Annotated in this window: 17 protein-coding genes; 5 read left to right on the top strand and 12 right to left on the bottom strand. The window is 64.9% G+C overall.

The window, feature by feature from the left end:
- Position 1 precedes the first annotated feature (1 nt).
- The 7 genes from ccoG to JQ566_RS01095 form a co-directional block, all read right to left on the bottom strand.
- Positions 2-1,468, bottom strand: a complete 1,467-nt coding sequence (gene ccoG / locus JQ566_RS01125) for a cytochrome c oxidase accessory protein CcoG (RefSeq protein WP_212368402.1) — start codon at positions 1,466-1,468, stop codon at positions 2-4.
- Between the two features lie 120 nt (positions 1,469-1,588).
- Complete coding sequence (ccoP, locus tag JQ566_RS01120; RefSeq protein WP_212368399.1) at positions 1,589-2,464, bottom strand: cytochrome-c oxidase, cbb3-type subunit III; 876 nt, start codon at positions 2,462-2,464, stop codon at positions 1,589-1,591.
- Between the two features lie 6 nt (positions 2,465-2,470).
- On the bottom strand, positions 2,471-2,635 hold the full coding sequence (locus JQ566_RS01115) for a cbb3-type cytochrome oxidase subunit 3 (RefSeq protein ID WP_028135114.1): 165 nt from the start codon (positions 2,633-2,635) through the stop codon (positions 2,471-2,473).
- A 13-nt stretch (positions 2,636-2,648) separates the two neighbouring features.
- Positions 2,649-3,383 carry a cytochrome-c oxidase, cbb3-type subunit II gene (gene ccoO, locus JQ566_RS01110; protein WP_212368396.1) on the bottom strand — a complete coding sequence of 245 codons (735 nt, stop codon included), beginning with the start codon at positions 3,381-3,383 and terminating at the stop codon, positions 2,649-2,651.
- 12 nt (positions 3,384-3,395) lie between these two features.
- Entirely contained in the window at positions 3,396-5,045 is a 1,650-nt protein-coding gene (gene ccoN / locus JQ566_RS01105) for a cytochrome-c oxidase, cbb3-type subunit I (protein WP_212368393.1), read from the bottom strand.
- A 441-nt stretch (positions 5,046-5,486) separates the two neighbouring features.
- Complete coding sequence (locus JQ566_RS01100; protein ID WP_212368390.1) at positions 5,487-5,912, bottom strand: CBS domain-containing protein; 426 nt, start codon at positions 5,910-5,912, stop codon at positions 5,487-5,489.
- Between the two features lie 38 nt (positions 5,913-5,950).
- Positions 5,951-6,784, bottom strand: coding sequence for a universal stress protein (locus JQ566_RS01095; protein ID WP_212371433.1), 834 nt, complete (start codon positions 6,782-6,784; stop codon positions 5,951-5,953).
- 214 nt (positions 6,785-6,998) lie between these two features.
- Here JQ566_RS01095 and fixL point away from each other — a divergent pair, with 214 nt between their 5' ends.
- The 4 genes from fixL (at position 6,999) to JQ566_RS01075 (ending at position 10,396) form a co-directional block, all read left to right on the top strand.
- Complete coding sequence (fixL, locus tag JQ566_RS01090; protein WP_212368363.1) at positions 6,999-8,513, top strand: sensor protein FixL; 1,515 nt, start codon at positions 6,999-7,001, stop codon at positions 8,511-8,513.
- A gap of 3 nt (positions 8,514-8,516) precedes the next feature.
- Positions 8,517-9,134: a response regulator FixJ gene (fixJ, locus tag JQ566_RS01085; protein ID WP_212368360.1), complete on the top strand. Its 618-nt coding sequence runs from the start codon at positions 8,517-8,519 to the stop codon at positions 9,132-9,134.
- A 43-nt stretch (positions 9,135-9,177) separates the two neighbouring features.
- Complete coding sequence (locus tag JQ566_RS01080) at positions 9,178-9,594, top strand: response regulator transcription factor (protein WP_212368340.1); 417 nt, start codon at positions 9,178-9,180, stop codon at positions 9,592-9,594.
- Positions 9,595-9,697: 103 nt separating this feature from the next.
- A complete protein-coding gene (locus tag JQ566_RS01075; RefSeq protein WP_167407277.1) occupies positions 9,698-10,396 on the top strand; it encodes a helix-turn-helix domain-containing protein in 699 nt (232 codons plus the stop codon).
- 63 nt (positions 10,397-10,459) lie between these two features.
- Here the strand turns inward: JQ566_RS01075 and JQ566_RS01070 are convergent, their stop codons facing one another.
- Genes JQ566_RS01070 through JQ566_RS01055 form a run of 4 tightly spaced genes read right to left on the bottom strand, consistent with a single transcriptional unit; the run spans position 10,460 to position 16,348 of the window.
- Positions 10,460-11,746 (bottom strand): MFS transporter, encoded by a 1,287-nt coding sequence (locus JQ566_RS01070; protein ID WP_212368338.1) that lies wholly within the window; start codon positions 11,744-11,746, stop codon positions 10,460-10,462.
- A 23-nt stretch (positions 11,747-11,769) separates the two neighbouring features.
- Positions 11,770-12,303, bottom strand: a complete 534-nt coding sequence (locus tag JQ566_RS01065; protein ID WP_212368336.1) for a PRC-barrel domain-containing protein — start codon at positions 12,301-12,303, stop codon at positions 11,770-11,772.
- A gap of 18 nt (positions 12,304-12,321) precedes the next feature.
- The gene (locus JQ566_RS01060; protein WP_212368333.1) at positions 12,322-14,526 is read right to left on the bottom strand and encodes an amylo-alpha-1,6-glucosidase; all 2,205 of its coding nucleotides are present in this window, start codon (positions 14,524-14,526) and stop codon (positions 12,322-12,324) included.
- 58 nt (positions 14,527-14,584) lie between these two features.
- Entirely contained in the window at positions 14,585-16,348 is a 1,764-nt protein-coding gene (locus JQ566_RS01055) for an ABC transporter ATP-binding protein (RefSeq protein ID WP_212368331.1), read from the bottom strand.
- A gap of 276 nt (positions 16,349-16,624) precedes the next feature.
- Here JQ566_RS01055 and JQ566_RS01050 point away from each other — a divergent pair, with 276 nt between their 5' ends.
- Positions 16,625-17,695, top strand: a complete 1,071-nt coding sequence (locus tag JQ566_RS01050; RefSeq protein ID WP_212368327.1) for a glycosyltransferase family 4 protein — start codon at positions 16,625-16,627, stop codon at positions 17,693-17,695.
- Between the two features lie 186 nt (positions 17,696-17,881).
- Here JQ566_RS01050 and JQ566_RS01045 read toward each other — a convergent pair whose 3' ends face one another.
- The gene (locus tag JQ566_RS01045) at positions 17,882-19,810 is read right to left on the bottom strand and encodes an alkyl/aryl-sulfatase (RefSeq protein ID WP_212368324.1); all 1,929 of its coding nucleotides are present in this window, start codon (positions 19,808-19,810) and stop codon (positions 17,882-17,884) included.
- Positions 19,811-20,026 lie beyond the last annotated feature (216 nt).

Below are 20,026 nucleotides of genomic sequence, written 5' to 3'. Positions count from 1 at the left end.
CTTAAGGCGAGACGAAATTGTCGGTGGCGGAAGCGACGACGCCGAGCCCGATGTCGGTGACGTGGAAGTGGACCGGAATCGACTTCTCCGGATTGTTGTCGGCCGGCGCGGTGACCAGAAGCCGAAGCTCGCTCGTCGAGTCGCGCGGGATCACGATCATCGGCCGATCCGGCGTCACCGAATCGACGCCGACGACGTGAATGGTCGAATTGACCGGCCCGTCAGCGTCGATCGCGATGACGCGGTCATAGCCGCTCTTGTTGAGCAGCCGGACCGTGTAGGCGTTGCGGATCGAGCCGTCGCTGAGCTTGACCGCGACCGGATTGCGGTCGTGCAGCACGTTGACGTCGAGCAGGCTGCGCGTGGCAAGCGTATAGACCATGAAGCCGCCGACCGCCGCGATGATGGCGCTGTAGACGATGGTGCGGGCGCGGACGATTCTATAGATCGGCGCCTTGCCTTCCTGGCGGCGGTGGATGTTGATGTCGTTGTCGTAGCCGATCAGCCGCTTCGGCCGGCCGATCTTGGTCATCACGTTGTCGCAGGCATCGATGCAGAGCCCGCACTGGATGCATTCCATCTGCGGTCCGTTGCGGATGTCGATGCCGGTCGGGCAGACCGCGACACACTGGTAGCAATCGACGCAATCGCCGACCTGCTGGCCGAGCGCGCGCAGCTCGGCGGCCTTCTTCACCGACGTGCGCTTCTCGCCGCGGTCGTAGCGGTAGGTGACGTTGAGCGCCCATTCGTCGGTGAGCGCCGCCTGGATCCGCGGCCACGGGCACATATAGGTGCAGACCTGCTCGCGCATGTAGCCGGCGAGCAGATAGGTCGTCGTGGTGAGGATGCCGATCCAGATATAGGCGATCATCGGCGCCTGGAAGGTGACGAGCTCCTTCACCAGGGTCGGGGCGTCATTGAAGTAGAGCACCCAGGCGCCGCCGGTCCACCAGGCGATCATGATCCAGATCGAATGCTTGAGCACGATCTCGGAGATGCGCTCGAGCTTCATCGGGTCGGTCGACGCATCCTTCTTCATCCGCTCGCGCCGGTCGCCCTCGACCAGGCGCTCGACGGCATAGAACAGGTCGGTCCAGACCGTCTGCGGACAGAGGTAGCCGCACCAGATGCGGCCGCCGATGGAGTTCATCAAGAACAGCGCCACCGCGGCGACGATCAAGAGGCCGGTGAAGTAGTAGACCTCCTGCGGCCACAGCTCGATGAAGAAGAAGTAGAAGCGGCTGTTGGGAAGATCGATCAGCACCGCCTGGCTGGGCGCGCCGAGGCCGCGATTCCAGCGTATGAAGGGCAGGAAATAGTAGACGCCGAGGCAGATCGCCATCAGGGTCCACTTGATCCGCCGGAACGTGCCGGAGACGCTCTGGGGGTAGACCTTCTTGCGGGCCGCATAAAGCGGCCCGACGTCGCCAGCTGGCTTGAGATCGTTCGGGTTGACGGTCTTGTTCATCGCGGGGTCTTCTCGAGAGGTGCGATTGAACCTAGACCGGGCGCCGGAAAGTCCCTTGATCCAACGCAAACGGGGGCGCTTTTCTTCGCCCCCGCCGGAAGTCGCCGGTCGTGGATCGGCCTATTTGCCGCCGCCGAGCGAGTGGACATAGACCGCCATCGCCTTGATGGTGGCCGGATCGAGCCGGCCTTCCCAGGCCGGCATCACACCGGCGCGGCCCTGGCCGATGGTCTCGATCAGGCTCGCCTCGTCGGAGCCGTAGAGCCAGATCTTGTCGGTCAGGTTCGGTGCGCCCATCTCCTGGTTGCCCTTGCCGGCGTCGCCATGGCAGGCGGCGCAATTCTCCGCAAAGATCTTCTGGCCCTTGGCGGCGTCAAAGCCGTTGCGGGTCGAGAGGCCCGACAGCGACCGCACGTAATTGGCGACGGTGACGATCTCGTCGCCCTTCAGCACGCCGTCCTTGCCGAAAGCGAGCATCTGGCCCTCATGCGTCTTGGCATGGCCGGAACGCGCGCCGAACTGGATGGTCTGCATGATCTGGTCGAGCGTGCCGCCCCACAGCCAGTCGTCGTCGTTCAGGTTCGGGTAGCCCTTCGCGCCGGCGCCGCCGGAGCCGTGGCACGGCGCGCAATTGTCGCCGAACACGGTCTTGCCCTTGGCGCGGGCGAGCGCCAGCAGAGCCGGGTCCTTCTCGATGTCGGCGAGCGAGGCAGCGCCCAGCGCCACCATCTTGTCACCGCGGATCTTCTCGAGATTGGCGAGTTCGACCGCGACGTCGGCGCGCGAGGAGTAGCCGAACATGCCCGTCGTGTTGCTGGCGATCAGCGGCCAGGCCGGATAGACGATCCAGTAGCCGATCGACCAGACGATGGTGAGGTAGAAGCAGATCACCCACCAGCGCGGCAGCGGCGTGTTGAGCTCCTTGATGCCGTCCCACTCGTGTCCGGTCGTGGACCTGCCGGAGACGGAATCGATGTCGCTAGAATGATCGGTCATGGTTCTCTACTCCTCCCGCAACGGCAGGTGCGCTGCTTTGTCGAACACAGCCTTGTTACGGGGCCAAAATGCGTAGGCGATGATCGCGAGAAAGATCGCGACGAACACCGGGGTCCAGATCGTCGTCACGAGATCGGACGCAAGATTATGGACGGTCAGGATGGCTTTCATCGTTCATGCCTTCTCAGCGAAGATTGGCTTTCTCGTTGTAGATCTTGAAGTCGACCAGCGTTCCGAGCATCTGCAGGTACGCGACGAGCGCGTCCATCTCGGTCGGCGTGCCGGTCTTGCCGTCGAAATTGCGCACGACGGCCTTGGCGTAGCGCTTGTTGAAGGCGTCGGTGCCGGCATTGTCCGGATCGGCCTGGGCCTTCAGGTCGGCGGCGGCACTGGCGATCTGCTCGTCGCTATAGGGTACCCCGACTGTCCTCAGCGTACGCATGTCGCCGGCGATCGCATCCGGATCGACCTCGTTCGCGCTGAGGAACGGATAGCCCGGCATCACCGATTGCGGCACGATCGCGCGCGGGTTGGTCAGATGGGTGACGTGCCAGTCGTCGGAATATTTGGCGCCGACGCGGGCGAGATCCGGACCCGTGCGCTTGGAGCCCCATTGGAACGGATGGTCGAACATGCTCTCGGCGGCCAGCGAGAAGTGACCGTAGCGCTCGACCTCGTCGCGCAAGGGCCGGACCATCTGCGAGTGGCAGAGATAGCAGCCCTCGCGGACGTAGACGTTGCGTCCGGCGAGCTCCAGCGGCGTGTAGGGCCTGACCCCGTCGACCTTCTCGATCGTGCTCTTGAGGTAGAACAGCGGGGTGATCTCGACGAGACCGCCGATCGCGATGACCAGCAGGATGCCGACGACCAGGATGATCGAGTTCTTTTCGAAGATTTGGTGGCGTGTCCAGAACGACATTGCTTGAGCTCCTCACTCCGCCGGCTGAAGAGCGACGGGCATCTGGACTTCCTGTTCGCCGACGCGAACCGTCATCCAGAGATTGTAGGCCATGATCAGCGCGCCGATCAGGAACAGGCCGCCGCCGGCGGCGCGGATGATGTAGAAGGGATGCATCGCCTCGACGGTCTCGATGAAGGAATATTCGAGGAAGCCGAGCGAGGTGTAGGCGCGCCACATCAGGCCCTGCAGGATGCCGGACACCCACATCGCCGAGATGTAGAGAACGATGCCGAGCGTGGCGACCCAGAAGTGCCAGTTGACGAGCTTCAGGCTGTAGAGGCCCTTGCGGTTCCAGGCCCACGGCACCAGGCAGTAGAGCGCGCCGAAGGAGACGAAGCCGACCCAGCCGAGTGCGCCGGAATGCACGTGGCCGATGGTCCAGTCGGTGTAGTGGCTGAGCGAGTTGACCACCTTGATCGACATCATCGGGCCTTCGAAGGTCGACATGCCGTAGAAGGCGACGGAGACCACGAGCATGCGCAGCACGGGATCGGTGCGCAGCTTGTCCCAGGCGCCCGACAGCGTCATCAGGCCGTTGATCATGCCGCCCCATGAAGGCATCCACAGCATGATCGAGAAGGTCATGCCCAGCGTCTGCGTCCAGTCCGGCAGCGCCGTGTAGTGCAGATGGTGCGGGCCGGCCCAGATGTAGAGGAAGATCAGCGCCCAGAAGTGGATGATCGAGAGCCGGTAGGAATAGATCGGCCGCTCGGCGCGCTTCGGGATGAAGTAGTACATGATGGCGAGGAAGCCGGCGGTCAGGAAGAAGCCGACCGCGTTATGGCCGTACCACCACTGGAACATGGCGTCCTGGATGCCGCCCCAGGCGATGTAGGACTTCGAGCCGAACACCGAGACCGGGAGCGCCGGATTGTTGCCGAGATGCAGGACCGCGATCGTCACGATGAAGGCGAGATAGAACCAGTTCGCGACGAAGATGTGCGGCTCCTTGCGCTTGAAGATGGTGGCAAGGAAGACGAGCAGATAGACGACCCAGACGATGGTCAGCCACAGGTCGGCGTACCATTCCGGCTCGGCATATTCCTTCGACTGGGTGACGCCGAGCAGATAGCCGGTGCCAGCGATCAGAATGAAGAAGTTGTAGCCCACCACGACGAACCACGGCGCGAGGTCGCCGGCAAGGCGCGCGCGGCAGGACTTCTGCACCACGTAGAAGGAGGTCGCGATCAACACGTTGCCGCCGAAGGCGAAGATCACGGCGGAGGTGTGCAGCGGCCGCAGGCGGCCGAAGCTGGTCCAGGGCAGATCGAAGTTCAGCGCGGGCCAGGCCAGCTGCGAGGCGATGATGAGGCCGACGAGAAATCCGGCAATGCCCCAGAACATCGCCATGAAGGCGGAGAACTTGATCGGCCCCATGTTGTAGTTGGGTCGGCCGTTGATCTCCGCCGGCGGCAGCGCCGCCGGCCGCTCGAAGTAGCGGTTGATGATGACGAACACCGCAGCCAGGCTCGCCGCCGCGCTGAGCGCGGCGTGGAAGGCGAAGGGCGCATCGAGCGCCTTGGCCGAGGCGATCACGCACAGGAACGCGGTGACTGCGAACACGACAGCCAAGCCGCTTTCACCTGATGTCATGGATTTGGAGATGGAGGGCTGGCTCATGCGGATTCTCTCTGAAAGAACACGCTGCCAGAAACCACATTCACCCTCGCGGGGAATTGATTGAAATCAAGATGGATGGATTTCTGTTAATGTGAGGCGGCTGCCAGTTGATGCGCCCTCTCTCCTTGCGGGAGAGGGCAGCGAGGAAGGTGCGGCAAACTCACTTGGGCGAGGGGTTGGTTCCGCGAGTCCAGAATCGTAGGGTGGGCAACGGCGCACTTGCGCCGTGCCCACCATTTATCCGACACCGCGACAGAAATGGTGGGCACGCTTCGCTTTGCCCACCCTACGACGCTCCCCGAGTCCAGCCTTGATTGGATTCGCCGAAGCAACTCCTCATCCGGCGCCATAGCCGATGCTTTGCTTCGGCGTTCTCAAGAACGGCCGCCGTAGGCGGCCCACGCCACCTTCTCCCGCAAGGGGAGAAGGGAAGCGGTCGCGTCACTCCCGCGCCGTCGCCTTGAGCGCCGCGATGACGTCCTCGCGGGCAATGATCCCGACCAGCTTCTGTGCACCGTCGAGCACGATGATGCTCCTGATGCGGTGCTCGACCATGATCTGGAGCACACGAGTGAGCCGCGTGTCGGGGCTGACATAGATGAACTCGGGCGTCATGACGTCGCCGATCTTGCGGCTCATCAGGTCATCGTAGCGCGGCAACATCTGGCTCGGCGTGAAGGCGAAGCACTTCAGGATGTCGAATTTGGTGACGATGCCGACCACTTGCCCGTCGTCTTCGACCGGATAGCTGTTGAAATCGTCGGTCTCGAACATCTCGCTGAGCTGGAACAAGTCGAGGCCGCGCTGCACCGTTTTGACGTTGCGCGTCATGTAGCCGTCGACGGTCTGTTCAAGAAATCTATACACGGCGCGTCCTCCTCGATTCGATATTGACGGGCCGGCGCTCAGTGCGACAGCAGCACGCTGCGAGCGGTTTGCGTTACCAGATACTGGGTGACGCCTCCCAGGATCAGCTCGCGAAATCTCGAATGACCATAAGCACCCGCGACGATCAGGCCGGCGCCGACGTCGCCGGCGACTTTCTCCAGTTGCGCCGCGGCGGCTTCGTGCCCCGCACCTTCCGAGACGCGTGCGGTCGCGGTGACGCCGTGACGGCCGAGCCAGGCGGCAACGTCGGTGACGCCGGCCAATACGGCCGAACGGTCGTCGCGCTGCTCTGGAATTTCAACGATGGTGACCTCCCTCGCCTTGCGCAGCATCGGCAGCGCGTCGGCCACCGCCCGCCGCGCCTCCGGCGTGTCCTTCCACGCCACCAGCACGTTGCGCAGGTCCAGCCAGCTGGCGCGATCGGGGACAACGAGAAGCGGACGGCCGGCCTGCATCACCAGGTCCTTGGGGCTCGCGAGCGAGAAAGCATCGGAGAAGGCCGGGCTCTGCCCCCCGCTGACGACGATATCGGCGCAACGGGCCTGTGCCAGGGCGAATCGTGCCGGAAAATCCATGGCGCTGCGCCACTCCGCATGTCCGCCGCGATTTTTCATGGCTGCGCGGAATTGTGCCTCCAGGCCGGCCAGCCGTTGCTTGACCGAAGCTTCGCCCGCATCGATCAGCGCTTGCGCCTCGGTGCCGTCGGTGAAGTAGAGCGGCGGCACGAACTGCGCCGCGGCGACCCCGACGATGGCAGCCTCGAATCGCTCGGCGAGCTCCCCCGCGACCTGAAGACGCGCCTCGTTGGGCTGATCGAGCGCCAAGCTGACCATGACGGTCGCGTATGTCATAGGGTATCTCCAGCAACACCAATTTTGTTGAATGCTAGACCTGCTGCCGCGCGGCAGGCTGAGATAGATCAAAGCAGGCGCCTCTGGCTCCCTCGCCGTTCTGTGGGAATTCCGCCAGTGAATTCAACGTCCGCGCTTGCCTCCAAGCGAGCCTTGGGCGAAATTACCGGAGCGGTAAAGGCATCCGCCTGCCCGCCGAGGACAGGAGCAGAGCTTGACGCCGAACCGCGTGACCCATCCGGCAGACGATGGTCGGGGCGAGCACTTCCGGGGCCGCATCGAAGGATTCGGGGTGGGCACCTGGGACCTTGATCTGCAGACGCGCGAACTTGAATGGTCGGACCTGGCCAAGCGGCTGTTTGGCCTCGAGCGCGACCGAACCGTCAGCTACGATCTCTTTCTTTCGCTGCTGGAACCGAGTGACCGGGACCAGCTCGTGAAGGCGATCGGGCGCACCTCGGGCGGCGGGGGACTTGACCTGTCCTTCAAGGTCGGCGGCGCGTCCGGGAACGGTCAATGGATCCGGGCCAGGGCCGGTGTGATCCGGGACGATGCGGGCACGCCACGTCACCTCAGCGGGATATTCCTCGACATCAACCAGGAAAAGCAGCTCGAGGAGGCCCTGCGCTCCCAGGAGAATCATCTTCGCTCGATTCTCGAAACGGTGCCCGACGCCATGATCGTCATCGATTCACGCGGCATCATGCAGCTCTTCAGCAGCGCCGCGGAGCGGCTGTTCGGCTACAGCAGGCAGGAAGCCATCGGACGGAACGTGAGCGTTCTGATGCCGGAGCCCGATCAGTCGCGTCATGACAGCTATATCGCGCGCTATCTCAAGACGAATGATCCGCACATCATCGGCATCGGCCGGATTGTGACGGGCAAGCGCCGCGACGGCACGACTTTCCCGATGCACCTGTCCGTCGGGCAGACGCAACGCGCAGGCGAGCCCTATTTCACCGGCTTCGTGCGCGACCTCACCGAGCACCAGCAGACCCAGGCGCGGCTCCAGGAGCTGCAATCCGAGCTCGTGCACGTGTCGCGGTTGACCGCGATGGGCGAAATGGCCTCCGCGCTCGCCCACGAGCTCAACCAGCCGCTGGCGGCGATCAGCAATTACATGAAGGGATCGCGGCGCCTCCTCACCGGCAGCAGCGATCCCAACGCGCCGAAGGTCGAAAGCGCGCTGGATCGCGCGGCGGAGCAGGCCTTGCGCGCCGGCCAGATCATCCGCCGCTTGCGCGACTTCGTCTCCCGCGGCGAATCGGAGAAGCGGGTCGAGAGCCTGTCCAAGCTGATCGAGGAAGCCGGCGCGCTCGGGCTCGCCGGCGCGCGCGAGCAGAACGTGCAGCTCCGCTTCAGCCTCGATCCCGACGCCGATCTCGTCCTCGCCGACCGGGTGCAGATTCAGCAGGTGCTGGTCAACCTGTTCCGCAACGCGCTCGAAGCCATGGCGCAATCGCCGCAGCGCGAGCTCGTCGTCGCCAACACGCGTGACGCCGACGGCATGATCGAGGTGGAGGTTTCCGACACCGGCATCGGCTTCCGGGACGACGTCATTCCAAACCTGTTTCAGACCTTCTTCACCACCAAGGACACCGGCATGGGCGTGGGACTGTCGATCAGCCGCTCGATCATCGAGGCTCACGGCGGCCGCATGTGGGCCGAGAGCAACGCGGCGGGCGGAGCAACATTCCGCTTCACCTTGCCGGCAACCGACGAGAGCTGATTCATGACGACCAAAGGAAATGTCTACGTCATCGACGACGACGCAGCGATGCGGGACTCGCTGAATTTCCTGCTGGATTCCGCGGGCTTCGCCGTCACCCTGTTCGACGACGCGCTCGCCTTTCTCGAAGCCCTGCCCAGCCTCAAGTTCGGCTGCGTCGTCTCCGACGTGCGCATGCCCGGCCTCGACGGGATCGAGCTGCTGAAGCGGATGAAGGCACAGCAAAGCCCGTTCCCGATCGTGATCATGACCGGTCATGGCGACGTGCCGCTCGCGGTCGAGGCGATGAAGCTCGGGGCGGTCGATTTCCTGGAAAAACCGTTCGATGACGACCGTCTCACCGCCATGATCGATTCGGCGATCCGCCAGGCCGAGCCCGCCGCCAAGAGCGAGGCTGTCGCGCACGACATCGCCGCCCGCGTCGCGTCCTTGAGTCCCAGGGAGCGCCAGGTCATGGAAGGGCTGATCGCGGGCCTCTCCAACAAGCTCATCGCCCGCGAATACGACATCAGCCCGCGCACCATCGAGGTCTACCGGGCCAACGTCATGACCAAGATGCAGGCGAGCAGCCTCTCGGAGCTGGTCCGGCTGGCGATGCGCGCCGGCATGCTCAACGATTGAGGCAAGTCAAGGCGCCTTGCCGGCGCCGTGCTAATCAGCCAGCATGATCGAGGTCAGCTCACATCATGCGCGGCTGCCGTCCTCCCCACAACTCACCGTCTTTGTGGTCGACGACGATGCCGCCGTCCTGGGATCCCTGCGGTTCCTGCTGGAGACCGACGGCTTCGCCGTGCGGACTTTCAGGAGCGGTACGGCGCTGCTCAATGTCGGCAGCGCGCTTGGGCCGGACTGCTACGTCATCGACTACAAGATGCCGGACATCAACGGCATCGAGCTGACCGGCCGCTTGCGCAAATCCGACCACGACGCGCCTGTGATCCTGATCACCGGCTATCCTGACGAGAACATCTCGGCCCGCGCCGCGACGGCGGGCATCAAAGACGTGATTTTGAAGCCGCTTCTCGACGAAAACCTGGTCAAGTGCATCCGCCACGCCATCCAGGACCGCCCCCGCGCCTGACCTACGGGATTCTACGTAAGGCGACCCCCTTAAGATATCTCGCGAAATTTTCGAAGCACCCGATACCGCGTAGGAAAGCGCCATCACAACGGAGATGGCGCAGATGCTGACCCAGACAATCAACACCCAGGCGATCAACACGCAAATCGGTGGCAAGATTGCCCCTGCCCACCCCGTTACCGACCAGTTCGGCGCGATCACGGGCCATGTCGGCCTGGTCGCCACCGAGTTCTCCTACGGCAAGGACGAGGAGATCTATGGCGAGGACGAGGCGGCCGAATATGTCTATCAGGTCGTCACCGGCGCGGTGCGCAGCTACAAGCTTCTCTCAGACGGCCGTCGCCAGATCGGCGCCTTCCATCTCCCCGGCGACGTGTTCGGCCTCGAATCCGGTCCCACTCACCGCCTCGCCGCAGAAGCCATCATCGACACCACCGTGCGTCTCGTGAAGCGCGCGAGCCTCGAGAAGGCCGCGGGCACCGACGTGCAGGTTGCCCGCAAGCTCTGGGCCATGACCGCCGGCGAGCTTCGCCATGCCGAGGACCACATGCTGCTGCTGGGCCGCAAGACCGCGATGGAGCGTGTTGCGACCTTCCTGCTCGAAATGGACCGCCGCCTCGCCGTTGCCGGCATGATGGCGCTGCCGATGTGCCGCCGCGACATCGGCGACTATCTCGGCCTCACCCTCGAAACCGTGTCGCGCGCACTGTCGCAGCTTCACGCCCAGGGCATTCTCGGTTTCTCCGGCGCCCGCCAGATCGTGCTGCGCAACCGCCAGCGCCTGCACAATCTCGACGCCTGATCGGTTTCTCCCCCGTGACTTGGCCGGCCGAACCCGTTTCGGCCGGCTTTTTGTTTGTCTCGGTCATGCCGTGCGCCGGGTTTCCGGCATCATCAGCAGGATCAGAAGCAGCCCCGTGGCGGCGACGCCGGACAGCCCGATGAACGCGGTGGCGTTGCCGAACTTGTCGCTGACATAGCCGCCCAGCGCCGTGCTCAGCGACGCGCCGATGCCGGTCGCGGTGCCGACGATGCCCTGCGCCAGGTTGAAGTGACCGCTGCCGAAGGCGACGTCGGCGACGATCAGCGGAATCATCACCGCGAACACCGCCGCAGTGAGGCCGTCGAACACCTGCACCAGCACCAGCAGATAGGGATCGCGCACGGTCGCGAACAGCAGGCCGCGAATCGTGAGCGCGCCGAATCCGATCAAGAGCAAGGGCCGCCGGCCCCACACTTGCGCCTGGCGCCCGACGGCCGGCGACAACAGCGCCACGATCGCCTGCGGCACGATGATGCAGGCGGCGACGAGCACGGTCGCCCATTGGCTCGACCGCGCCGTCACCGCGCTCGCCATCAGCGGCATCATCGCGGCGTTCGCGAGCTGCAACAGCAGCACACTGAGTGCGAAGACGATGAGCGGACGCTGCCGGATCAGGTGCCAGATATTGGTGTCGCCGCGATCGGCGGCTTCGGGCGGCATCTCGCCGTGACAGCGCCTGATGTCGACCTCATTCTCGCGGATGCGCGACAGCGCGATCAGGGTCGGGATCGCGAGCAGGAAGGTGACCAGGAAGACCGAGCGGCTCGACAGGAGATAGCCCGCCGTGCCCATCACCGCCGCCGCGACGCCGTTGCCGAGCGAAGCGAAGCGCGCGTTGCGGCCGAGCCGCTCGCCGATCGCGAGCGGACCGACGAGGCCGAGGCTGATCGCGGCGATCGCGGGCCCGAGCACGCAGCTCGCCATCGCATGCAGCGTGGCGGCGGTCGCCACGACGGGGAAGATCGGCATCGCGGCATAGGCGAGCGCGCAGGCGCCGATGGCCGCAATCGCGAGGGCGGCGACGAGACGTTCGGATTTCGCGGCATCGATGATCGCACCGCCGGGCATCTGGCCGATCAGGGCGACGATGCCGCCGATCGACAGCACGAGGCCGATCTCGACCTGGGTCCATTTCTGCGTCGTCAGATAGACCGCGATGAAGGGACCGAATCCGGTCTGCACGTCGGCGAGGAAGAAGATGAACCAGTCGAGGCCGCGCAGGCTCTGGCGCGACGGCGCCGGAATGCCTGCAGCCGATGGCGCAACGACCTTGTCCTGATCGGCGCGGCCGCCGCGATCTGCATGGTTCGGCTTCCTCGACAACAGCACGGGCGGTCAGCCCTCCCTGCACCTCACTGGATCGCTTGCAGCGGCTGAAGGCTGCCGGACGCGCCGAGCACGACGATCGGCGTGTCTTCCTTGTATTCCGGCGCGGCCGCGACCTGCGCCTTGGTCAATTCCAACGTGATGCTGTCCTTCTTGTTGGCGATCTTGCCGAAGCGCAGCGCGTTCCAGTCCACCACGATCTTGCGGCTGCCGACGCCGAGGAAGCCGCCGAAATCGATCGCCGCGGCGCGGACGTGACCGGTACGATCGACGATGACGTCGACGATGCGGCCCATGTCCTCGCCGGCGGCGCTGCGAACGTCGCGGCCGAGCACGCCGTGGGCCTCGCTCGCGCCGATGATGGTCACCGAGGGCGGCGGCGCGGCGTCCTTGGGAGTGACGGGCACGGTGGAAGCCGGCGGTTGCACCGTTGCCGGTGCCTTTGCTTCACTCGGGGGTGGAGGTGGCGCCGCGGGCGGCTCCTCCGCCGCGCGCGATACGGCGACCATCAATCCCGCGACGATCGCCACGCTCAGGACCAACCATCCGGTGGTACGCATGAATTCCTCCTCGCACCGCTAGCGCGCCAGCACGATCGAAACCTGGATCTGGCCGCGCGTACGCATCACCTCCAGTGCCACGTCGTCGCCGTGGCGGCTGACGCGAAGATCGACGCTGGACTCGCCGAGGCGCAGATCGCGCAGGATCACCTCGTTGAGGAACGCCGGCAGATGCGGATTGCGCAGGCGAATCTCGCCGCGCGCCACGTCGAATTCGAGGCCGAGCGCCGCCTCCAGCAGCGTGAACGGCGTCGCGCTGGCCCAGGCCTGCGGCGCGCAGGCGACGGGGTAGAGCGTCGGGCCGCGCCGCTTCTCGCGCCGGAAGCCGCAGAACAATTCGGGCAGCCGGCGCAGATCCATATAGGTCGCAGCATCGAACAGCCCCTTGAAGACATGCGCCACCGAATGCTTGAGGCCGTAGCGCGCGAGCCCGAGCGCGATCAGCGCATTGTCGTGCGGCCAGATCGACCCGTCATGATAGGACATCGGGTTGTAGCGCACCTCGCCTTGCGCGACGGTGCGGATGCCCCAACCCGAGAAGAAATGCGGCCGCATCAGATCGGCGGCGACGAGGCGCGCGCGATCCTCGCGGATCATGCCGCTGAACAGGACCTGCCCGGCGTTCGAGGTCCTGACCTTGCAGGGCTGCTTCTTGCCGTCGAGCGCGAGCGCATAGGTGCCGAGCTCCTCGCACCAGAACGCCTTCTCGAAGCGCTCGGCGAGCGCCCTGGCTTCTCTCTCGAGCTTGCGCACGCGGTCTGGCCTGCCGAGGCGCAGCGCGCAACGCGCGGCGAGCTGCTTGGCAGCAAAGACGTAGCCCTGGACTTCCGCGAGCGCGATATTGCCCTCTGCAAGCCGGCCGTCGGCATGGAAGATCGCGTCGTAGGAATCCTTCCAGCCCTGGTTGGCGAGCCCCTTCTCGGTCGCACGCTGGTATTCGACGAAGCCGTCCTGGTCGGGATCGCCGGGACCGTCGATCCAGGCCAGGCCCGCTTCGATCGCCGGCCACAGCTCGATCAACGTGGCCTCGTCGCCGGTGCGCTCGAAATAGCTCCCTGCGAGCAGCACGAACAGCGCGGTCGAATCGACGCTGCCATAATAACGCGCGAACGGCACCTCCCCGAGCGCCGCCATCTCGCCGCCGCGCGTCTCGTGCAGGATCTTGCCGGGCGCGGCGTCCGCGAACGGATCGATCGAAGTGGCCTGGAAATGCGCGAGCCGGCGCAAGACGCCCTTGGCAACGCGCGGATCGACCCAGAGCATCTGAAGCGCGGTGATGAGGCCGTCGCGCCCGAACGTCGTCGAGTACCAGGGAATGCCGGCATAGGGGTACCGCCCCTGCGGGGTCTCGGTCATCAGCATGTTGAGGTCGGCCATGGCCTGGCACAGCACCTCATTGAAGATGTTGTTTGAAGTCTCGATGCTGGCGGCACCTACCGCCTGATGCCGCATCTCGCGGCGGTGCGCCAGCAGACCCGGGAAGAACCGCACCGGCTTTTCCGTCACCGGCCGGTTGCAGGACACCGCCACGAACAGCGATTTGGCCTGGTGCGGCTCCAGGTCGAGCTCCCAGGTCGCGGCATTGACCGAGAGCCGCGTCGGACGCGGATCGAAATGCAGTCCGGTGGTACGTTCGGCGTCATCGAGGCCGCGATATTCGAACAGGACGTCGGTCGGCCCGAGCAGCCGGCTCGTTCCGATCCCGCGGCGCGGTCGCCGCTCGCCGCGGACCTCGAACAAATCGGCGAAGTCATTGCCGAACAGCAGCGTCAGGTCGAAGCTGCTGCGCCGGTCGCCATGGTTCTGCACGCCGATGCGCTGATAGGCCGTGCCGCGCCACAGGAAGATCGTTCGCACGATGTGCAGCAGGTCCTTCTGCAGAACCAGGCCGCCCTGCCGGTAGATGTCCGGATTGGTGAGGTCGACGGTCAACGCCGAATTGTCGTCGCGCAGGTTCGAGCCGAGCAGCAGTGGCTGGAGATCATCGAGCACGAGCTCGAGCCGCGCCAGATAGCGCGTATCGTGATGGAACAGGCCATCCGGCCCGCCGGCGGACGCGCCGATGTCGCCATGGCTGTCGAGCACGATGAAAGTGTCGTCGTGCTTGAGCGAACGCCGCGGGCGCGCCGAGGGCCCGGTCATCGGAATGTAGAAAGGCTGTTCCGCGACCTGTTCCGAGGTCCGCGTCACGGAGACGAATTGGGTTACGGCTTCGGCCGACATGAGCTGCTCCCCTGCGCTTGTTTCGCAACGCAACCGACTCGAGAACGCGCCTGTTGGTTTACGCGGCGGCTTGCGCGAGCCGGCTCATTTCCTGCGTGACCAGCTCACGATACGGCCCATGGCCCTGCATCAGACGTTCGGGCGAGCCGTCCTCGATGATCTTACCATTCCTCAGCACCACGACGCGGTCGAAATTGCGCAGCGTCGCGAGCCGATGCGCGATCGCGATCACGGTGCGGCCGCGCATCAGGCGCGACAGCGCCTCGCGGATCGCCTCCTCGGATTCGCTGTCGAGCGCGGCAGTCGCCTCGTCCAGCAGCAGGATCGGCGCATCCTTCAGGAAGGCGCGCGCGATGGCGATGCGCTGGCGCTGGCCGCCGGACATCTTGACGCCGCGGTCGCCGACCATGGTGTCGAGGCCGTCCGGCAGGCTCTCGACGAAGTCGCAGCGCGCCGCGATCGCCGCGCGCAGCACCTCGTCGTCGGTCGCGTTCGGCCGGCCATAGCGGATGTTCTCGCGAATGGAGCGATGAAACAAGGAAATGTCCTGCGGCACGACGGAAATCGCCTCGCGCAGGCTCAGCTGCGTCACCTTCGAGATGTCCTGGCCGTCGACGGTGATACCGCCATCGTCGACGTCGTAGAAGCGCTGGAGCAGCGTGAACAGCGTCGATTTTCCGCCGCCGGACTGCCCGACCAGTCCGACGCGCTGGCCGGGCTGGAGCCGCAGGCTGAACCGCTCGAAGATCTTCTCGCCGCCGGGATAGCCGAAGGTGACGTTGTTGAATGCAATGGCGGCCCCGCTCTTCACCAGCGGCTCGGCCTCGGGATGGTCGCGCAATTCGTGCGGCACCAGCAGCGTGGCGATCGCCTCGGTCAGCCGCGCGACGTGCTGGGTGACGTCGACCAACGCCACCGCGAGATCGCGCGTGGCGCTCAGGATGGAGATGCCAAGCGTACAGACCAGCACGACGTCGCCGGTCGTCGCTTCGCCCTTCTGCCAGAGCGAGATCGCCCAGGCCATCAGCGCAATCGTCAAAAGCACGGTTATGGCGGCATGCAACAGCCGCAGCTTTTCCAGATAACGCAGGCTGCGGCTTCGCGCGGTCAGCTCCTGGTTCACCGTCGCGTCGAACCGCTCATGCTCGTGGCTGATGCCGCAGAAGGCGCGCACCAGCGGCATGTTGCTGATGACGTCGATCATCTCGCCGTCGACCACCGCGGCCTTGTCGGCGAAATCGTCATGCAGCGGCTTGCCGGCCGCGGCCAGACGAAACATCGCAACCACCATGCCGCCGGCGATCGCGATCAGGCCGAGCGCCATGTAAGGACTGACGGTTCCAATCAGGGCAATTGCCGCAATTGTGGCAATGCAGGGCGGCAACACATTCCAAACGAACATATTCTCGACGGTGAACACGGCGTTCGATGTCGCCGTGATGCGGCTCGTCAGCATGCCGGGCATCCGGTCCGAGAAGTAGCTCGGCGCATGTCCGGTCAGATGACGAAATATGTCACGGCGTAAATCGCCCGTGACACGAACGAAGGTGAAGCTCGCCGTCCAGCTCGCGATCCGCCACAGGAAGTTGTCGGCCGTGATCAACGACATGAGTAAAATGAATGCCAGCCATACGCTGCCACCATATGATGGGCCGGCGGACAGGCTGTCGACCAGGGATTTGACGCCGTACTGGGTGCCCACGGAGCAGGCGACGGCCGCCACGACCGCGGTCAGGATCACCAGATGCGACGCGAGGCGACGCCGGAGATAGCGCAAGACAAAGGCAAATGGCCTGCGCGCGTATCCAGAAAGCTGATCCATATGGCCATCGCCCCGTTATGCTGATTTTCGTTTCGTCACTGGTCGAGTGAACATCGACCACTTCGCCTCGGTTCCCGGGCAAGCTCATCACGACATGCGGATGCGGACGATCTGCGAAGATGTGGTGGCAGCATCGCGACGATCTCCCGACGTGTCGAATATGTAACGTTTGGGGGAAGGAACTTCGCAGGTGCGGGAACGTTCCCTCGTCTGGCATTTGCCGGTGCCGTACAGGCGGGGGGTTTCAACATTCATGATCGCAGAGGAGATGGCGAGATGCGCATCGCGCAGGTAGCTCCGTTGACGGAGGCTGTTCCACCCAAGCTGTATGGCGGCACCGAGCGGGTGGTGCATTGGTTGACGGAAGAGCTGGTGGCCCTTGGACACGACGTGACATTGTTCGCCAGCGGCGACTCGCAGACGTCAGGCAAGCTGGATGCGTTGTGGCCGAAGGCGCTCCGTCTCGACGGTTCCGTGCGCGATCCCAATGCGCTGCACATGGTGCTGCTGGAGCGGGTGCGGCAAAAATGTGACGACGAGGAGTTCGATTTCCTCCACTTCCATCTCGACTACTATCCCTGGTCGCTGTTCCACCGGCAGCCGACGCCATTCGTGACCACGCTGCACGGCCGGCTCGATCTGCCGGAGCATCAGCCGGTCTTCAACACCTTCCCCAAGATGCCCGTCATTTCGATCTCCAACGCGCAGCGACGGCCGGTGCCGCAGGCGAACTGGGTGACGACGATCCACCACGGGCTGCCGGAGAATCTGCTGACGCCGAAACCGGCAAAGCAGGAATATCTCGCCGTGCTCGGCCGGATCGCGCCGGAAAAGGGCGTCGACCGCGCCATCAAGATCGCGACTCATTGCGGCATTCCGCTGAAGATCGCGGCCAAGGTCGATCGCGCCGACCAGGATTATTACGACGAGCTGATCCGGCCGATGATCGAGAACAATCCACTGGTGGATTTCATCGGCGAGATCAGCGATCACGAGAAGTCGGATTTCCTGAGCGGCGCGCTCGGCCTCCTGCTGCCGATCGACTGGCCGGAGCCGTTCGGTCTGGTCATGATCGAGGCGATGGCGTGCGGAACGCCGGTGGTCGCCTTCAACCGCGGCTCGGTGCCGGAGATCATCGACGAGGGCCTCACCGGCTTCGTCGTCGAGGATGTCATCAGTGCCGCGGGGGTGGTAAACCGCCTTCCGCAACTCGACCGCGCCGCGATCCGCAAGCAGTTCGAGACGCGCTTCACGGCACGGCGCATGGCGCTGGACTATCTCGCAGCCTATCGCAGCCTGACCGAGGCACAGGCGCCGCGGATCAAGCTGGTGAGCAGCGCGGAGTAAGGCAGAACCAAAAACGGTGTCGTCCCGGACAAGCGCGCCCAAAGCGCGCGCAGATCCGGGACCCATACCCACAGGACGTTGTTCGGCGAAGACTCGGAGTGACCAGTTTCGCCCGACAACTTCTCCCTGGGGTTATGGATCCCGGCCTTCGCCGGGATGACACTGAGTGTGTTGCGGCGGTGGTGGCTACCCCACCCCCGCCCGCTTCGGCTCCACGATCTCGAACATCCTTGGAAATTCGTCCATCAGGCCCATCAGCTCGGCGAGCTTCATTGGATTGCCCGCAAGCTTGACCTTGCCGGCAGCGACCGCCTCGGGGAAGCTCGTCAGCTTCGCGATCACCTCGTCGAGCGTTGCGCGCGCCAGCGTGAAGCTGGCGTCCGCATTCTCCGCCTGCACGCCCTCGGCGTAAGTGAGCGCGCAGTTCTCCAGATTGAGCACGAAGGTCTCGCCGGTGTCGGAAAAGCGCCAGTTCAGGACGATGTGCTTGCCTTCCGCCTTGGGACCGTTGAGGCGGATGCCGAGCACGTCCCAGAGCTGGGAGGTGCGCAGCGCGGCCAGCGTCTCGCGCGGCATCGGCGGGCGCGCCGGCACCTTCGGCATGCCCTGGCGCAATTCCTGCGCGCCGAACAGATAGGCGTTGCGCCAGGTCGCACTCTCGGCGGCATAACCGAGCTGCTCCAGGGTATCAGCCAGGAGTGAGCGCGCCGCCGCATTGTCAGGCTCGGCAAAGACGAGATGGCCGAGCACTTGGGCGACGAAACGGAATTCCCCGTTGTCGAAATCCGCAGCCGCCCGCGCGAGGATGGCGTCCGCACCGCCCATGTACTCGACATATTTCCTGCCGGACTCGACCGGCGGCAACGGATCGAGATTGACCGGATTGGCGTCGTACCAGCCGAGATACTTTTGGTAGATTGCCTTCACATTGTGCCGGATATGACCGTAATAGCCACGGCCGTGCCAGGCGCCCTCCAGGCTCTTCGGCAGCTGGATCGTTTCGGCGATTTCGGCCGCGGTGAGGCCATGGTTCATCAGGCGGATGGTCTGGTCATGCGCGAACTTGTAGAGATCGCGCTGCTGCCGGATCATCGTTCCGATGCGCTCAGCCCCCCACACCGGCCAGTGGTGCTGGCCGCACATCGCCTCCGCCTTGCCGTCCCACAGCCGCAAGGCCTCGCCCAGATATTTCGACCAGGCCAGCGCGTCGCGCACGTCGGCGCCGCGGAACGGCAGCAGATTGTGGAAATTATGCGTGCAGTTCTCGGCGAGGTTCAGAAGCTTGTAACGCGGGATGAAGAAGTGCATCTCCGCCGGCGCTTCGCTGTTCGGCGCCATCTGGAATTCGAACTCGACGCCGTCGATCACGCGCCGGTCGCCGGTCGCCATGATGAGGTCGGTCGGCCGCAGCAGCGCGACCGAGCCTGCCGCCATCGACTTGCCGAGACCGCAATCGACCTGCCCGCGCACGCCCTTGGCGAGTAGAGGCCCGAACTGATACTGCGCCCGGCGCAGCATCGCAGGTCCCGCGATGATGTTCTCGGAGACGGCGTGCTCCATGAACAGGTTCGGCGCGATGATCGGCACGCTACCAGCGGCGAGCGCATCCTCCTCCAGCACGCCCCGCGCGCCGCCCCAATGGTCGGTGTGGGTATGGGTGAAGATGATCGCCGCGACCGGCCGCGTGCCGCGGTGCTTGAAGTAGAGATCGAGCGCGGCGCGCGCGCCCTCGATCGAGGTCAGGGTGTCGACGACGATGACGCCGCTGTCGCCCTCGATCAGCGTCATGTTGGCGATGTCGAGGCCGCGCACCTGGTAGACACCGGGCACGACCTCGAACAGGCCGTGCTGCATGTTCAGCCGCGACTGCCGCCACAGGCTCGGATTGACCGTGGGCGGCGCCTGCTCGGCGGCTAGGAAGCCGTAGGGCTCGAGACTCCAGACCGTCCTGCCTTGCGGGCTGGTGATCTCTGCGTCTTCGATCGTGCCGAGGAATCCGCGCGCGGCATCGTCGAAATCCCGCGTGTCGGAAAACGGCAGCGCGGCCAGCATCGCCGTTTGCTGCGCGATGACGGACGGCGAGGCGTCCTTCGGCTCGCTGCTGGCTTCAGTCATGCTTATGTCCTCCCCGGCGTGCTGCGGGGCATCTAACCGCATCTCGCGGTTGATTGCCATCGCCGGTGAATGAGGACGCGTAGATCCGGATGGAGCGAAGCGCAATCCGGGGATCGTGCCGCAAGCGAGTCCGCCGCGGATTACGCGGAGCCTGTCATCGGGCGGCGCTTCGCGCCAACCCGTTGGCTCCATCCGGGCTACGGCTCTGCTCGCAAG

It is taken from the genome of Bradyrhizobium sp. SZCCT0231 (assembly GCF_018130245.1).
Taxonomy (GTDB): Bacteria; Pseudomonadota; Alphaproteobacteria; order Rhizobiales; family Xanthobacteraceae; genus Bradyrhizobium; species Bradyrhizobium japonicum_F.
The sequence above is the reverse complement of the archived record's forward strand: the minus strand, read 5'-3'. Positions and strand labels throughout refer to the sequence as shown.

Coding starts and splice junctions, on each gene's coding strand:
- JQ566_RS01115 (WP_028135114.1), bottom strand. CDS start 2,635: ATGAAAGCCATCCTGACCGTCCATAATCTTGCGTCCGATCTCGTGACG.
- JQ566_RS01065 (WP_212368336.1), bottom strand. CDS start 12,303: ATGCGTACCACCGGATGGTTGGTCCTGAGCGTGGCGATCGTCGCGGGA.
- JQ566_RS01080 (WP_212368340.1), top strand. CDS start 9,178: ATGATCGAGGTCAGCTCACATCATGCGCGGCTGCCGTCCTCCCCACAA.
- fixJ (WP_212368360.1), top strand. CDS start 8,517: ATGACGACCAAAGGAAATGTCTACGTCATCGACGACGACGCAGCGATG.
- JQ566_RS01075 (WP_167407277.1), top strand. CDS start 9,698: ATGCTGACCCAGACAATCAACACCCAGGCGATCAACACGCAAATCGGT.
- JQ566_RS01045 (WP_212368324.1), bottom strand. CDS start 19,810: ATGACTGAAGCCAGCAGCGAGCCGAAGGACGCCTCGCCGTCCGTCATC.
- JQ566_RS01050 (WP_212368327.1), top strand. CDS start 16,625: ATGCGCATCGCGCAGGTAGCTCCGTTGACGGAGGCTGTTCCACCCAAG.
- JQ566_RS01060 (WP_212368333.1), bottom strand. CDS start 14,526: ATGTCGGCCGAAGCCGTAACCCAATTCGTCTCCGTGACGCGGACCTCG.
- ccoP (WP_212368399.1), bottom strand. CDS start 2,464: ATGACCGATCATTCTAGCGACATCGATTCCGTCTCCGGCAGGTCCACG.
- ccoO (WP_212368396.1), bottom strand. CDS start 3,383: ATGTCGTTCTGGACACGCCACCAAATCTTCGAAAAGAACTCGATCATC.
- ccoN (WP_212368393.1), bottom strand. CDS start 5,045: ATGAGCCAGCCCTCCATCTCCAAATCCATGACATCAGGTGAAAGCGGC.
- JQ566_RS01055 (WP_212368331.1), bottom strand. CDS start 16,348: ATGGATCAGCTTTCTGGATACGCGCGCAGGCCATTTGCCTTTGTCTTG.
- ccoG (WP_212368402.1), bottom strand. CDS start 1,468: ATGAACAAGACCGTCAACCCGAACGATCTCAAGCCAGCTGGCGACGTC.
- JQ566_RS01095 (WP_212371433.1), bottom strand. CDS start 6,784: ATGACATACGCGACCGTCATGGTCAGCTTGGCGCTCGATCAGCCCAAC.